General features: G+C 42.8%; 12 protein-coding genes. 7 read left to right on the top strand and 5 right to left on the bottom strand.

The genetic code is table 11. The features are described from left to right. Positions 1 to 318: 318 nt before the first annotated feature. On the bottom strand, positions 319 to 864 hold the full coding sequence (gene orn / locus ACHUGF_RS08415) for an oligoribonuclease (protein WP_394130349.1): 546 nt from the start codon (positions 862 to 864) through the stop codon (positions 319 to 321). A gap of 114 nt (positions 865 to 978) precedes the next feature. Between orn and rsgA the strand changes: the two genes are divergently transcribed. The 7 genes from rsgA to ACHUGF_RS08380 all read left to right on the top strand — a co-directional run bounded on the left by rsgA (position 979) and on the right by ACHUGF_RS08380 (position 9395). Next, complete coding sequence (gene rsgA / locus ACHUGF_RS08410) at positions 979 to 2037, top strand: small ribosomal subunit biogenesis GTPase RsgA (RefSeq protein ID WP_394130358.1); 1059 nt, start codon at positions 979 to 981, stop codon at positions 2035 to 2037. Positions 2038 to 2182: 145 nt separating this feature from the next. Beyond that, the gene (gene asd / locus ACHUGF_RS08405; RefSeq protein WP_394130348.1) at positions 2183 to 3046 is read left to right on the top strand and encodes an archaetidylserine decarboxylase; all 864 of its coding nucleotides are present in this window, start codon (positions 2183 to 2185) and stop codon (positions 3044 to 3046) included. Between the two features lie 8 nt (positions 3047 to 3054). Next, entirely contained in the window at positions 3055 to 3939 is an 885-nt protein-coding gene (locus tag ACHUGF_RS08400) for a DMT family transporter (RefSeq protein WP_394130347.1), read from the top strand. A gap of 49 nt (positions 3940 to 3988) precedes the next feature. Next, positions 3989 to 7192, top strand: coding sequence for a mechanosensitive ion channel domain-containing protein (locus tag ACHUGF_RS08395; RefSeq protein WP_394130346.1), 3204 nt, complete (start codon positions 3989 to 3991; stop codon positions 7190 to 7192). Positions 7193 to 7200: 8 nt separating this feature from the next. Beyond that, complete coding sequence (locus ACHUGF_RS08390; protein ID WP_394130345.1) at positions 7201 to 7944, top strand: glycerophosphodiester phosphodiesterase; 744 nt, start codon at positions 7201 to 7203, stop codon at positions 7942 to 7944. 142 nt (positions 7945 to 8086) lie between these two features. Continuing rightward, entirely contained in the window at positions 8087 to 9013 is a 927-nt protein-coding gene (locus ACHUGF_RS08385; RefSeq protein ID WP_394130344.1) for a D-2-hydroxyacid dehydrogenase, read from the top strand. 190 nt (positions 9014 to 9203) lie between these two features. Further along, positions 9204 to 9395 carry a bacterioferritin-associated ferredoxin gene (locus ACHUGF_RS08380; RefSeq protein WP_394130343.1) on the top strand — a complete coding sequence of 64 codons (192 nt, stop codon included), beginning with the start codon at positions 9204 to 9206 and terminating at the stop codon, positions 9393 to 9395. 73 nt (positions 9396 to 9468) lie between these two features. Here ACHUGF_RS08380 and ACHUGF_RS08375 read toward each other — a convergent pair whose 3' ends face one another. The 4 genes from ACHUGF_RS08375 to parE all read right to left on the bottom strand — a co-directional run bounded on the left by ACHUGF_RS08375 (position 9469) and on the right by parE (position 16380). Next, a complete protein-coding gene (locus ACHUGF_RS08375; protein WP_394130342.1) occupies positions 9469 to 9813 on the bottom strand; it encodes a hypothetical protein in 345 nt (114 codons plus the stop codon). 1188 nt (positions 9814 to 11001) lie between these two features. Beyond that, on the bottom strand, positions 11002 to 13290 hold the full coding sequence (parC, locus tag ACHUGF_RS08370) for a DNA topoisomerase IV subunit A (RefSeq protein WP_394130341.1): 2289 nt from the start codon (positions 13288 to 13290) through the stop codon (positions 11002 to 11004). Between the two features lie 4 nt (positions 13291 to 13294). Further along, entirely contained in the window at positions 13295 to 14416 is a 1122-nt protein-coding gene (locus ACHUGF_RS08365; protein WP_394130340.1) for a PQQ-dependent sugar dehydrogenase, read from the bottom strand. Between the two features lie 77 nt (positions 14417 to 14493). Continuing rightward, positions 14494 to 16380 carry a DNA topoisomerase IV subunit B gene (gene parE, locus ACHUGF_RS08360; RefSeq protein WP_394130339.1) on the bottom strand — a complete coding sequence of 629 codons (1887 nt, stop codon included), beginning with the start codon at positions 16378 to 16380 and terminating at the stop codon, positions 14494 to 14496. Positions 16381 to 16407 lie beyond the last annotated feature (27 nt).

The raw sequence follows: 16407 nt of genomic DNA, 5'->3' as shown, positions 1-16407 counted from the left end.
ACATATCGGGTTCGAACCGATGACCTAAACCTTGGCAAGGTTTCGCTCTACCAACTGAGCTAATGTCGCATTTCAATGATTAGACTCTATTGAAAAGAGTTTTGAGCGACCCATGCTTTCGTTAAGAGAGGTTCGAACCGATGACGCTTTTTACCAAACTAATTGGCTTGTCAAGGTTTTGCTCTACTAACTGAGCTAATGTCGCCTTTTTTCGCTTCAACTTACAGCTTGCTAATGTGCTTCGCTGAAAGTTGAGGCCGAATTATATGTAATATTTGGCTTGCTGCAACCTATTTTTTCAAAAAAAGGTTTGTTTGCTCAAATTTTAAATACTTTACTACGATAAAACTGCAGTTCAGCAATAGACTCTTTAATATCTTCTAATGCCTGATGGGTATTTTTCTTGGTAAATTCACTCATCAACTCAGGCTGCCAACGTCTTACAAGCTCTTTAATCGTGCTGACATCAAGATTGCGGTAGTGAAAGTAATCTTCCAACTCTGGCATGTACTTGTTTAAAAAACGGCGGTCTTGGCCAATGCTATTGCCGCATATCGGCGATTTACCTTTAGGCACATATTGCTCAAGAAACGCAATCGTTTCACGTACAGCTTGTTGTTCATCAACCTTACTTGCTTTGACTCGGTCAATGAGGCCTGACTCACCATGATGCTTTTGATTCCAATCGTCCATCACAGCAAGTGCTTCATCTGTTTGATGAATGGCAAATACAGGCCCTTGGGCAATAATATTTAAATCTTGGTCTGTTACTAAGGTGGCAATTTCAATGACCCTGTCGACCTCAGGCTCAAGGCCGGTCATCTCAAGGTCAATCCAAATCAAGTTGTTCGCATCAACAGCCATTAATCTGCCTTATTTCGTCTTTCGCCCTAAATTCAGGCTTTTTTATTTAAGAGGGTGTATCATACTGTGTTTTTGAAACACAAAAAAACACCTTATTTTAATGAAGATGAGTCTGTGAGTAAAAAGAAACCACTTAGCAAAGGCCAATTACGCCGTATGCGTGCTAATCAGAATAAACGATTATCACGTAAAGAGGCCAACGCCGACAATCAAGAAATTCAAGATAACTTGCTAGGCCCTGAACAAGCGGGCGTAGTTATTTCTCGTTTTGGCCAACATGCGGATATTGAAACTGAATATGGCACCATCACCCGCTGTAATATTCGTCGTAATATTAGCAGCATAGTGACTGGGGATAAAGTCATTGTCCGCTTGGCAACAGAAGTACAAGCAGGTTCCGGTATCGGCGGCGTAGTTGAAGCTGTCCACCCTAGAACATCATCATTAACTCGCCCAGATCTTTATGATGGGGTGAAAATCATTGCTGCTAATATCGATCAAATTTTGATTGTATCTTCTGTCTTACCCAGTTTTACCACCCAGATCATTGATCGCTACCTCGTCGCTTGTGAAGACACTGATATTCAGCCCATTATTATTTTGAATAAAATGGATTTACTCGATGATGATAACCGCGAGGAAATCGAGCAAGCATTGTCTCGCTATGAGCAAATTGGTTATCAGGTTTTTCAGGTGAGCAGCCATACCGGAGAAGGCGTAGCAGCCATTAAAGCCTTACTCAATGATAAAGTGAGTATCTTTGCTGGCCAATCAGGCGTGGGTAAGTCTTCACTGATCAATGCGTTAATGCCAGATGCCGAGTTATTAGTAGGTGATATTTCAGATAACTCAGGTTTAGGCCAACATACCACCACCACGGCTAAGCTACTGCACTTACAAAGTGGCGGCGATATTATTGACTCACCCGGTGTACGCGAATTTGCCTTGTGGCACTTACCCGCAGACCGCGTTGGTTGGTGCTTTATTGAGTTTCGTGAATATATTGGCATGTGTAAATTTAGAGATTGTAAACATGGCGATGACCCTGGCTGTGCGCTTCAAGAGGCACTTGCTGAAGGTAAGATCACTCAAGATAGATTTGCTAATTATCAGAGGATCATTGCTAGCTTAGATGAGTCGAGACACGCTCGATATTTTCGACCGCAAGAGTAATACTGTAAAGATATTCATTTTCGCCTTAAATTACCCATACATTGACTCACACGGTCGATGAAAGCCATGACACATTAAGGTATGATGCAACTATTTGTTAACTCGGGTGACATTCACCCCGTATTAGACACAACAGGAATACACATTGGACTCAATTAAAATTGCTTTGCAGTACATTCTGCCAAAACACTTTTTATCACGCTTAGTGGGCAAGTTTGCTGCCGCAGAGTTAGGCTCTGTCACCACTGCAGGGATTAAGTGGTTCATTAAACAATATAAAATTGATATGTCTGAAGCCGCTAAGCCAGAGCCTGAAGCTTATAAAACTTTTAATGACTTTTTTACTCGTGCACTTAAAGATGGCATTCGCCCGATTGAACAAGACAAAGATATCATGGTTCACCCTGTAGATGGCGCAGTTAGTCAGCTAGGTCCTATTGAATCAGGGAATATTTTTCAGGCAAAAGGTCACAGTTACACATCTCTCGCCCTTTTAGGCGGAGATCAAAAAGATGCTGCACGTTTTGAAGATGGCGATTTTGCGACTATTTATCTTGCACCAAAAGATTACCACCGTATTCACATGCCAATCACAGGTACTTTGTCGAAAATGACTTATGTCCCGGGCGACCTGTTTTCTGTCAATCCACTAACCGCACAAAACGTACCTGGTTTATTTGCGCGTAATGAGCGTGTTGTAGCGATTTTTGAGACTGACATTGGACCAATGGCCATGGTGTTAGTTGGTGCCACTATTGTGGCCAGTATTGAAACTGTTTGGGCGGGTACAGTTACACCGCCAACGGGTAAACAAGTCTTTAGCTGGGACTACCCAACAGAAGGCCCAGAAGCACTAACCCTAGAAAAAGGGGCTGAAATGGGCCGTTTTAAACTAGGCAGTACTGTTGTGATGCTATGGGGCAATGATGCCATTGAAAACTTTGTTGAAGGCGTTGAGCCTGGTGAAACAACCCGAATGGGTCAACCATTTGCTCGCATTGACGATTAATCCAGTTAATGTCAGCCAAACCGCAACACGCCTCTAGTAACCACGGTTTAGCAGAACTGCACATTGCCGTACTCCTTTTTGGTGGTACGGCATTATTTTCTAAAATCATTCCCCTCAGCGCGGTTGATATCACCCTCTTTCGCTGTGTCATTGCCGCGATAGCATTGCTACTTCTACTAAAACTATCAAAACAACAAGTCAGTTTAACCAGTAAAAAAGACTATGGCGTCGCCCTGATTTTAGGATTACTGGTTTGCACTCATTGGGTGACTTACTTTGCTGCCATGCAACTCTCCACCGTGGCCATTGGCATGATAGCCTTTTATACCTATCCAGTAATGACAGTGCTTGTTGAGCCAATATTCACTAAACAACGGCTTCAGCTAGTGGATGTGATTTCAGGACTCGCTGTACTCTTTGGTGTGAGTCTATTAATTCCAGAAGCCAGCTTAGCGAATGATGTCACCTTAGGTATCGCGGTCGGTATATTATCTGCCGTACTTTTTACTGCAAGGAACCTGCTGCACAAACAAGCGTTTTCACGTTATAGCGGCGCTAAAGCAATGTTTTACCAAACTGTCATCGCTGTGGTGATACTCGCACCATGGCAACAGGTTGAGTTTTCACATGTAGCTAATTCAACTTGGCTATTAATACTCGTACTTGGGGTGTTCTTTACTGCCGCACCTCATGCGTTATTTGCATCGGCATTAAGACAGTTACAAGCAAAAACAGTAGGGTTAGTTTCCTGCTTGCAGCCCTGTTATGGTGCTATTTTGGCATTATTAATTCTCAATGAACCCTTATCAAACAGCACGATTTTAGGTGGGATCATCATTGTCGCAACTGCGGTGTTTGAAACCTTAAAACATCAGCAAAAAAAGAAAGCATAAACCACTAATTTTAGCTAACATAACCTTATCTACACTTAGGTTAATCGACATGTTCCGTTTAGCGCATTCTTGCTTTATTTGTTTGACACTATTTGCATTATCTACGCAAGCTATTGCTTCGCCTTCATCACCACTGAATCAGCGTTTAGGTATTCACAGCTCCAACTCAGATCTAAGTAGCAGCATCGATGCACAAATAGCAGATCTAGAACAAAGCATTGCGCAATTACGCACGAAGCAACAAAGCTTTGATGAGATTATTCATCAACGCAACAACACACTGGCGCAATTGGAGCTGCAATTAAAACAGAGTAAACAATCTCTGAGTGTCATTAATGAGGGCAATTTAACTCAACAAGCCTCAATGGCTTACATCCATTTATCAGAGTTAAAAGAAACAGAAGCGACCCTAAATCAAACAAGTCATGCACTCGCTAGAGAAAGCATCAACCTCAGTCAACGGCTTGCTGAAGCGCAGTCTTCACTCACTCAACACCTTCGCACACCTCAACCTCCTGAAGATTCGCCTACAGGTAGAAAGTATCGTCTTCAAGCACAATTACTTGAGCAGCAGATAACCACCTTACAATCTCAATTGTCTGCATCACCAATCCAAATTGAAATTAATCAATTACAGCAACAAATTTCACGTTACTCACTAAAACAACAAGAGCAGCTGATTGAGAAGTTAAATCAAAAGAATGTTCAACAACGTCAAGCCTATACAGATAGTACCGTCGCCAGCATTCATAATCGCTTTTATCAAGACGATATGGCGAATAAGCTCAACCAAACTAACCAGCAATATGCCCAGATACTCATTCAACTGAATGACAAAATTAATACCACGATCACTGAGCAGCAAACCATTGAGAAACGCTATCAAACTCAGGCAATTCAATTAAGTAATGTGCAAGAGCAAGTCACCTGGGTGCGAAATAATGCGGCGTTTGGTGAACGTTTTTTATCGATATTGCATTCCTTGCCCAAATTGCCGAATCAAGCGCAATTGCTTAACGAGCTGGCTGATACTCGCATTCAACGCTATCAACTTGAGCAAGCTCGATTAGAGCTGAATAACCAACTGGTCAATCAAGGGCAATATACTCAAGAACAGTTGCAATTAATGCAATCGCAAGCCGCCATACTCGATAGCATCATAGATAACAATTACCACTACTTAACTGAGTTAGGTAAATTACGCGTTGCATATGAACAGCTCACCCAGCAGCACAACACATTAAAGAACACATTAAGTGAGCATCTATTCTGGGTACCAAATGCCCCAAGGATTGGCCCAAGTATTCTCGCCGACATTGTTAAGAGTATCTCTTGGATTATCCAAGCTGATCACTGGCAGCAACTATTGCAAGAAAGGCAACAATTGGATCTCTACTGGGCATGGTTGGCGATTCTGGTGGTATTGTGTTTGATTGCGCAAGATATGCTTACACCGAAATTTGATCGCCTAAACCAAAGATACGCTGGTCTCGTCGGTAATGTCACCCAAGATAAAATCAAATATACCTTCAAAACACTGCTGGTCACGGCGGTGTACGCAATGATAAAACCTTTGCCAATCGTATTTGCGGGTTTTATTTTGATCAGTTCTAAAGTCAGTTTTGTCTACTCGCTTGGCTATGGATTAATTGCTATAGGCTTGAACTATTTCGCATTCAGACTGATCTATTTACTTTGTGCAGAAAATGGCATTGTTATCAATCACTTTAAACAGTCTGAAGATACCTTTGCCAAAATTCGCAGCAAAATACTCAACATAGTCATGATTACCTCTCCTTTGGTGGGGCTTATCTTATTTTCAGAATCATTAGATGTGCCTTTTGTGCATAACAGTATTGGTCGAGTCGCCTTTATTCTGTTGTGTATTGTGCTGTTTAATTTCTATCGCAATATGTTTGTGTTTATCGGTAACAAACTCGCCATCATGCCTGATAAACAGAACATGCGCTTATTCCAAAAGCTGATTTGGATCTTAATTATCACCATCCCTGTTGTCTGTGCTGTTTTAGCCGCTGTGGGTTATTACTTTACTGCGGCGCAATTACTGTTTCAGCTGCAAATATTCATTACCTTAGGCCTCAGCTTCGTCTTACTTTACAACATCATTAAACGCTGGATGTTACTAGAACAGCGCGTCATTGCCTTTGAACGCGCAAAAGCGAAACGTGCCGAGCAGTTGGCTCAACGTGAACGAGGCGAGACTAATACAGATACCCCAGAGAGCTTTGAAGAGCCTGAAATTGATTTAGATGTGATTGCCAGTCAGTCTATTGGCTTAGTTCGCTCTATCATACTACTGGCATTTTTCGCCAGCTTAATCGGCTCACTATCTCACACTCATACCGCGGTATTGTCATTTCTAGATGGCATTGATTTATGGACCACAAATAGCACCATTAATGGCATTGAGCAGCAATTACCAATCACATTGAAGTCGCTGTTATTTGGGTTAATTTTGGCAGGTTTTTCTATGATGATAGCCAAGAACTTACCCGGTTTACTTGAGTTAACCATTTTACGAAAACTCGACCTCACCCCAGGCACAGCTTTCGCGATTACTACAGTCAGCAGCTATTTGGTTATCTTCATTGGCTTAATGATCGCCTTTTCTAGCCTTGGTGTTGAATGGTCCAAACTGCAATGGCTGATTGCCGCTTTATCTGTTGGTTTAGGCTTTGGTTTACAGGAAATTTTTGCCAACTTTATATCGGGTTTGATCATATTATTCGAAAAACCGATCCGCATTGGCGATACGGTTACCATCCGCGATCTCACCGGCACAGTCAGCAAAATTCAAATTCGCGCTACGACTATTGTTGACTGGGATAGAAAAGAAATTATTGTGCCCAATAAAGCCTTTATTACCGAGCAACTGATTAACTGGTCACTATCAGATCCTATTACGCGTGTTATCGTCAAAGTCGCGGTTGCCCGTGACTCCGACCCAACTAAAGTGGAAATGCTATTACACCAAGCAGTTCGTGAATGTGAAATGTCGCTCGCTACGCCTGAGCCAGAAGTGTGGTTTGCTGGTTTCGGTCAACACACACAAGATTATGAAGTGCGTTCCTATGCCAAAGATATGGACGACCGTTGGCCGCTAAGACATAACTTACATAAACGTATCACCAAGAAACTACGTGAAAATCAGGTGGAGCTGGCATACCCACAAATGGAAATTCACATTAACAGTATGCAAAGCAAAGAAGCTAATTCATTAATTAAGGTCTAGGAAATCCTATGTTAGTGTTTGCCCACCGTGGAGCCAGTGGCTATCAAGTTGAGAATACCCTTAGCGCTATGGCGATGGCATTAGAACTAGGAGTAAAAGCCATCGAGCTCGATGTTCATAATGTTGAAGATGAATTGTATGTCTTCCACGACCGCCGCTTAGACAATAAAACGACCGGTGTGGGGCCCATTCACTATGCGACAAAAGATGAAATAGACCAGACACAAATTCTTGGGCAGCCCATCCCCACTTTATGGCAAGTGCTTGAATTAATAGATGGAAAATGCATGGTCAATATTGAGCTTAAAGGCTGTTATTGCCTAGAGCCGTTTCTACAACTTTATCCCAAAATTTTAAATGAACTATCTTTCAGCCCTCGCCAAATACTCATTTCGGCTTTTAATCACCATTATTTACTCGCCGTGCGTACTCGATTCCCACAAGCATTTATTGCTCCGCTCATTGACGGTGTACCGTTAAACTTAGCGCAGGCAGTCACGGATTTAGATGCATTTTCTGTGCACTTATCAATCAACTTTGTCAACCAAGCCATGGTGGATGACGCTCATCAAAGAAAAGCCAAAGTGTATGTTTACACAGTTGATGACGCTGACGATATCAGAGCATTAATGCACCTAAAAGTGGATGGCATTTTTAGTAACTACCCAGATAAAGCGCAAGCTGTGATAGAACAATATGCTTCAACACCACTAGCGGTTGACGAAGACAAGTATAAATCGTGGTTTGAATAAGCTTTAACAATGTCTTTATCTAGCATTATTTTAGTTGCTAGATGATTATACTTATTTGCTATATTTGCCCTCCAAATACAAGGTTAACCCTGATTTAACTCTTATACTTACTCTATATATTCACTGTGAAATATCGATACCCATGCCCAATAAACTGTTACTGCTCACCAATGACAATCAGCATTATCGAGAATTACTCAACCATTGCCATTTACCTGATATACAAATCATGGACGATTCACCTGCTTGTATTACTCAAGCTAATATCTGGCTAGCAGAACCGGCACTTGCAGCACCCTTAGTGGGGCACGGACGACAGCTTCAATGGTTGCAATCGACATTTGCTGGTGTAGATAAGCTCACAGGTCAAAGGCAAAGGCGCGATTATCATTTGACCAACATCAAGGGCATTTTTGGCCCATTAATGAGCGAGTATCTATTCGGTTATTTGCTGTCTCATTACCGTGAGCATCAACATTACCACCAGCAACAGCAACAAAAAATTTGGCAGCCAAGAAGCTTTATTAGCCTACAAAAGCAGCTTTTATTGCTACTCGGCACAGGTTCCATTGCACAGCACATCGCCAAAACAGCCAAACATTTTGGCATGCATGTAACTGGTATTAATCAACATGGCACTGCCGTAGCAGGTTTTGATGTGGTTGATAGCATAAGCCAGCTAGATAAACACCTGTCTATAGCGAACTGTGTTGTTAGCGTGCTGCCTAGTACGCCTGCCACTGCAGGGCTGTTGAACCAAGACAGGCTTTCACTACTGCAAGATGATGTCGTGCTATTTAACTTAGGTCGCGGCAACGTGCTGGACTTAAGCGCACTTACCTCACAGTTGCAGCAAAAGCCTAAGCAATACGCCGTACTAGACGTTTTTAATCAAGAACCTCTGGCAGCAGATTTGCCCATTTGGGAATGCGCTAACGCCACCATCACCCCCCACATTGCAGCGCCGAGTTTTCCTGAACAAGTCGTGGAAATCTTTTGCGATAATTACAAACGTTGGCACCAGCAACAACCATTAGAAAGTGTGGTCGATTTTGATAAAGGCTATTAAGCCTATATGACAAGTTTAGGTGATCCTAAGTGCAATATTACTAAGAAGTTTGATCGCCTTCATACTTTGCTATAACCCTGTCATTCGAAAAAAGATAAGAAACAAACAAAAAGTTATTAGCAATGAGAACTGTTTTCATTTACAATTGCATTATTCTCTAGTGTTAATATTGATTTAAATAAGGTTACTTATGTTTGTTTGTCTTTGTCATGCAATCACAGATACCCAAATCAAAGAAGCTGTCAGCCAAGGCGATAGCTCACTCGCTGATGTTAAAAAACGCTTAGGTGTGGCCAGTCAATGTGGCAAGTGTGCCAGAATGGCAAATCAGATTATTCAAACACAACTAGAGTTTGAACCCAATTTCTACGAAGTGGCCTAATTGATGTCATTTGCTTAACTGATTAAGCCACTCGTTAACACTAAAACCGCGCAAGCGGTTTTTTTGTGTATTTTTAGGGAGTGTAGTTGGGTGATAAGTAAATCGCCCACAAACCCAACGTAAAAATACTACCGATAACAGTTAATACAGCGGTTAGTTTAGCTAGGATTTTCCAAACTTTTTTTCCTTGGTACACACTTGCTGATTTCCATACTGCAACACTGATCAAAATAAAATATCCTGACTTCAAACAATCACCAATAATTATTGATTCAACTGTTTCTAATTTAGAAGCGGATAGACTTATTACACCACCAACCAGAACAAAGCCTGCCCAAAAAACGTCAAATAATTCAAATCCACCAGAGTAGATTCTTCTGAAAAAGTTTTGCTTACCTTCCATTGCTTTATCATTCATCCTGAAACCTAACATTTGTAGAGTGCACATGCTTAAATAATGCTGTTAACGCGCATGATAATTAATTTCGAAGTATTGAAAGTTTATACGGCTAACTATCCATATTTCATTAAGTTAACAGAGAATAGTTCAATACACCATGTGGTAAATCGAGCAAGGTGTGACAACTTGTTGTATTCAAATTTTTATCAATATACATTAATGTCGTGGCGCTTCGCCCACACCCGACCAAGTTATTCTTTCAAAGCGAATAAGCTTCATACTCCAATAAAAATACCTAACAGCTCAGATAACACATCCATGTGCCCCTGAGCTTTAACCATCATCCATGATAGTTATACGGTATTTCAGCAACTTGGAATGGGGAATAGCCGTAGGCTGCAGCCTCTATTTATTTTCTAACTAATTCAGCACAGTTAAACGACAGTAAACTGAACTAATACAAATGCACCTGCAGGCTCAATTTCCTCCCTTGGAAGTGCCCGAATGCGTTGAGTTAATTCACGTGATGGAGGCAGGTCATTCTCGTGCATCCATGCACTTCATGACATTCAGATGTCCTACCTATCGACGCCGACATAGCCTCAGATGAGCCATGGTCGCTCCTTGGCATCCATGCCACCGTGACATTCGTATATCCATATACATCAGATGGCGATTATGAGGCGCTAGTGAATTAACTCTGTAGCATGAGGATTAGCACTTCGCGGGAGATGCTAGAGGGGGGGAGCAGTTTCCCCCTTCTTGCTCGGGTGTGGGCGAAGCGCCACGAAGTAAATCCAAACGCAGTTTGGAACGAAAACATGCACCGCTACATCGAAAGCGTTAGCATTATCAAATAAGTTCGCTGCAGGCTGAAAGTAAAGAATCCACCTTCTGAAGAAGGTAGCTTTCATTCAGCCCCCTAAAAGGGGGCGTTTCAGTTATTTTGTAGCCTCAGTAGCATCTATGAGTAATGATATTTAAAGCCGTTGAAAACATGGATGTTTTCGTCGAGCCCACAGGGATGTGCTTGCTGCGTGCTTTAAATATCATTGCATAGCTGAATCAACCTCAAGCTGGCATGCCATACAAACAAAGATTCAGGCAAACCCTAATTGATGATAACCACCTACTGAAGTAGGTGGTTTAGGGCTGAAAACAAAAATGCTGCCCTAAGGCAGCATTTTAAACAATATAGTAGAAGCGTTAAGACTGTTCAGAATCAGGCTCAACTTCATTGACCGTAGCTTCAATCTCAACACTATCAACACGCTGTAAACCTCGCGGTAACTTCGCACCACGTCGACCACGTTCACCACGATAGTGTTCTAAGTCAGATGCTTTGAGCGTCAGTTTTCGCTTGCCAGCCCATAGGGTCACTGCGGCATTTTGCGGTACGATAGCAATATGTAATAGCAATTCTTCACGGCTCTTAGCCCTATCGGTTGGAATACCAATAATCTTATTACCTTTACCTTTTGATAATTGCGGTAAGGCTTCCAGTGAGAAAATCAGCATACGCCCTTCAGTGGTAATCGCCAGTAACGATTGCTCACTGTTTTTCTCGACTTTCTGCGGCACTAATGATTGTGCATTGGCGGGTAATGACAATAACGCTTTACCTGCCTTATTACGGCTAACCATGTCTGAATAAGAACAGATAAACCCGTAACCGGCATCACTTGCCACCAAATAACATTGCTTGTTATCACTGAGCAATACATGCTGAACAGTCTCACCTGCGGCGATATTAAACCGGGTTGTTATCGGCTCACCCTGACTTCGTGCGGAAGGTAGCGTGTGGGTTTCAGTGGCAAAGGCCCGACCTGAAGAGTCAATAAACACCGACGGGTGATTACTCTTGCCCGAGGCGCTACATAAATAGTTGTCACCGGATTTATAATTTAGGCCTTTGGCATCAACATCATGGCCTTTAGCACAACGTACCCAGCCTTTTTCTGACAGCACAACGGTTACAGCTTCTGCAGGTGTGAGTTCTTGTTCGGTTAAGGCTTTAGACTCACTGCGCTCAATAATCGGTGTACGGCGCTCATCACCATAAGTGTCACCATCTTTGATCAACTCTTTCTTAACGAGTGTCTTTAAGCGACGCTCTGAGCTTAATGTCAGTTGTAGCTTGTCTCGCTCACTAGCTAACTCTTCTTGCTCAGCGCGGATTTTAACTTCTTCTAACTTAGCTAAGTGGCGTAGTTTTAACTCTAAAATGGCTTCAGCTTGTTTTTCCGATAAGTTAAAGCGCGACATCAATTCAGCTTTTGGCTCATCATGGAAGCGAATAATTTCAATCACTTCATCAATATTCAAGAAGGCAACCATTAACGCATCAAGGATATGCAAACGCGCTAATACTTTATCTAATCTAAATTGCAGTCTACGAGTTACTGTGGAGATACGGTACGTTAGCCATTCTGTGAGTAGCGTTCTCAGCCCTTTAACCTGTGGGCGACCGTCTAGTCCTAACACGTTTAAATTAACGCGGAAGCTTTTTTCTAAATCGGTTGTGGCAAATAAATGTGCCATCAACTGCTCACAATCAATACGATTTGAACGCGGTACAATGACCAGTCTGACTGGGTTTTCATGATCTGATTCATCACGTAAATCAGACACCATTGGCAGTTTTTTCGCCTGCATTTGCGACGCAATTTGCTCAAGGATTTTGCCGCTGCCCGCCTGGTGTGGCAGCGCGGTGATCACCACCTCACCAGCTTCAACACTATATACCGCTCGCATCTTAATTGAGCCGCGACCGGTACTGTAAATCTTTTCAATATCGCGCTTAGGCGTGATGATTTCTGCAGAGGTTGGATAATCCGGAGCGGGCACAAACTCCATTAGACGCTCAAGATCGGCCTTCGGGTTTTCTAGTAATTCAACACAAGCACCCACTAGTTCTTTGACATTGTGTGGGGGAATATCTGTCGCCATACCCACAGCAATACCCGTGATACCGTTAAGTAGGATATGTGGCAGTCTTGAAGGTAACGTCAGCGGTTCTTTCATGGTGCCGTCAAAGTTGACGCCCCAATCGACTGTCCCTTGCCCTAACTCAGAAAGCAATACTTCAGAAAACTTGGATAACCTTGCTTCCGTATAACGCATTGCGGCAAATGACTTAGGGTCATCTGGTGCACCCCAGTTACCTTGACCATCAACAAGCGGATAGCGATAAGAAAATGGCTGTGCCATTAATACCATCGCTTCATAACAGGCGCTATCACCATGTGGGTGATATTTACCAAGTACGTCACCAACAGTACGAGCAGATTTTTTATGCTTAGATTGTGCTGATAACCCCAGCTCACTCATGGCGTAAATGATGCGACGCTGAACAGGCTTTAACCCATCGCCAATGTGCGGTAATGCACGGTCCATGATCACGTACATTGAATAATTAAGATAGGCCTCTTCAGTAAAGCGCCTAATCGGCATTTGCTCAACCCCATCAAGACTTAACTCGATCGCATCACTCATTATTTTAATCCTGTGAAGTTTCTAAATTTTTATAATAAAGGCGATAAATATTGCCTTTCAAATCATCTGAAATGTACATGCTCCCATCGGGTGCTGTGACTAAGTCATATGGTCTAGCAACGGGAAAACCTCCGTCTAAAAAGCTGGCTACGGTTTCTCTTTTCAAACTACCATCTTCTTGCTCAGCAAGCATCACGACTTGGTAACCCACTTTACTGGAACGATTCCATGAACCATTTTCAGCAATGAACATTTGCCCTTGATAGCGTTCAGGGAACTGGTCACCTGCATAGAAGTGCACTGAGGTTGGGCCAACATGTGCGGGCAACTCAAAAACTGGCGCGACCACATTTAAGTTTTCTGGTTTGCTATAGGCAGGCTCATTAATGCTCTTTGCATGAACATAGGGAAAACCAAAATGACTGCCTGCTGTATCTAATCGATTTATTTCATCTGGCGGAATATTATCACCCATCCAATTTCGACCTAGGTCTGCAAACCAAAGCTTGCCATCTTTTGGCGACCAATCGAATCCGATAACTTTACGCACACCCGCGGCAATTTGCTCAGAAGCTCCCGTTTCAATGTCGATTGCTAAAATGCTGGAATAAGGCATATCGGCCTCACACACATTACAAGGTGAGCCTATGGCTAAATACAACAAGCCGTCTGTGCCAAAGCGAATTGAGCGAGTATATTTTTTCTTGCCTAAATCGGGCAGATTAGAAAAGACTTCGCGCGCGCGCCCCGGCCTACGAAGCCGACTTTCAATATCAGAAAATCTCACAATGCGATCATCTTCAGTGACATACAAATGGCCATCTTTAAACGCGACGCTTTCAGGTGAATTCAACCCTTTAGCTATCAAATATTGTTTATCAACTTTGCCATCATTATTGCTATCAACTAACCCATAAAGCGTGCCCTTTTTCCTTGAGCCAACAAAGAGTGTGCCTTTATCACCCAATGCCATTTGTTTTACATCCCCAAGCTCTGACGCATAGAGGCTAATGCCAAATCCCTTGGTCACGGTAATCGTGACAGAATCTGCAGCGTAGAGTTGTTTAGTCGGCGCTAACGCCAGTGATAGTACAATGCTACCTAAAAGATAACGAAAACAGTCCATCCCTGTACCCATTTGGTTCAATTTTTTATACGTAAACATTTTTTGATGTAATGTTTGCATCTTGTTTTTAGTGCAAACTAGATTTGCGCTAAATCCCCTTTACTTTCCAACCAGCTTTTTCTGTCAGAAGAGCGCTTTTTCGCTAACAACATATCCATGACAGCTAACGTCTCTTGCGCATCATCAATAGTTAGCTGCACTAAGCGGCGTGTATTGGGGTCCATTGTGGTTTCCCGCAACTGCAAAGGATTCATTTCACCCAATCCTTTGAAGCGAGTTACCTGCACTTTACCTTTTTTCTTCTCTGCAACGAGGCGGTCTAAAATGCCGGTTTTCTCATCTTCATCTAAGGCGTAGTACACCTCTTTGCCGATATCGATTCTAAAGAGTGGCGGCATAGCAATATACACATGGCCATTTTCCACCAGCACACGATAATGCTTTAAAAATAATGCACACAACAAGGTGGCAATATGCAGTCCATCAGAGTCAGCATCCGCTAGGATACAAATCTTTCCGTAGCGCAGCTCATCAATATTTTCGCTGTCTGGATCACAGCCGATCGCGACAGAGATATCGTGTACTTCTTGAGAAGCAAGCACATGAGAAGCATCAACTTCCCATGTATTTAGAATTTTACCTCGAAGCGGCATGATGGCTTGAAACTCACGATCACGAGCTTGTTTTGCGCTGCCGCCTGCCGAGTCACCCTCTACCAGAAATAGCTCACCTCGCATGGGGTCTTGTCCGCTACAATCGGTTAATTTCCCGGGTAGTGCAGGCCCTGAAGTGACTTTCTTACGGGCAACTTTTTTGGCGGCTTTCAAACGTCGCTGCGCATTATTAATGCACAGTTCAGCTAATTGTTGTGCCAGATCGGTATGGGAATTTAGCCATAGTGAAAAGGCATCTCTGACAATGCCAGATACAAACGCTGAACTTTGGCGACTAGAGAGCTTTTCTTTGGTTTGGCCAGCAAATTGCGGATCTTGCATTTTGATCGACAAAATGAAAGATGCTCGATCCCAGATATCTTCTGGTGATAATTTAATCCCGCGAGGTATCAAGTTTCTAAACTCACAAAACTCGCGCATTGACTCTAATAATCCTTGGCGGAAACCATTAACATGGGTGCCGCCCAATGGTGTGGGAATTAAGTTAACGTAGCTTTCGTTGATACTTTCGCCACCTTCAGGCAACCAAGTAATCGCCCAATCCGCAGCCTCTAAGTCGCCTTTAAAACTGCCTACAAATGGCTCTTGCGGCAATAATTCAGACCCCTTAACCGCCTCTTTCAAATAGTCGGTTAAACCGCTTTCATAATGCCATTCATGGGTTTCATTGGTTTGCTTATTGGTAAATTTAATTCTTAAACCTGGGCACAATACGGCCTTAGCTCTCAGCAGGTAAATCAGTTTGGTAATCGAGAAATTGGCAGAATCAAAGTAACTTGTATCGGGCCAGAAATGCACTCTAGTGCCTGTATTACGGCGACCACATGTACCAATAACTTGCAGATCTTCAACCTTAAAACCATTTTCAAAGGCAATTTGAGACACCTGCGCATCACGGCGGACAGTGACTTCAACACGGGTAGATAAGGCATTTACGACCGAAATACCGACACCATGTAAACCACCTGAGAATTGGTAGTTTTTATTGGAGAATTTACCACCAGCATGCAGCTTGGTCAGAATAAGTTCAACCCCAGGGATCCCTTCTTCAGGGTGAATATCAACAGGCATACCACGGCCATCATCTACAACCTCAAGTGAGTTGTCTTGATGCAGTGTCACCTCAATTTTTGACGCGTGCCCTGCTAATGCTTCATCAACACTATTATCAATAACTTCTTGGCCTAGATGATTGGGACGAGTGGTATCTGTGTACATGCCTGGGCGGCGTTTTACAGGATCAAGTCCATTAAGGACTTCAATGGCATCAGAGGTATATTGGTTGGTCATAGTCCACACATATTGTTTGTTTGTCGC

The organism is Shewanella maritima (assembly GCF_043643735.1).
GTDB lineage: Bacteria > Pseudomonadota > Gammaproteobacteria > Enterobacterales > Shewanellaceae > Shewanella > Shewanella maritima_A.
The sequence above is the reverse complement of the archived record's forward strand: the minus strand, read 5'-3'. Positions and strand labels throughout refer to the sequence as shown.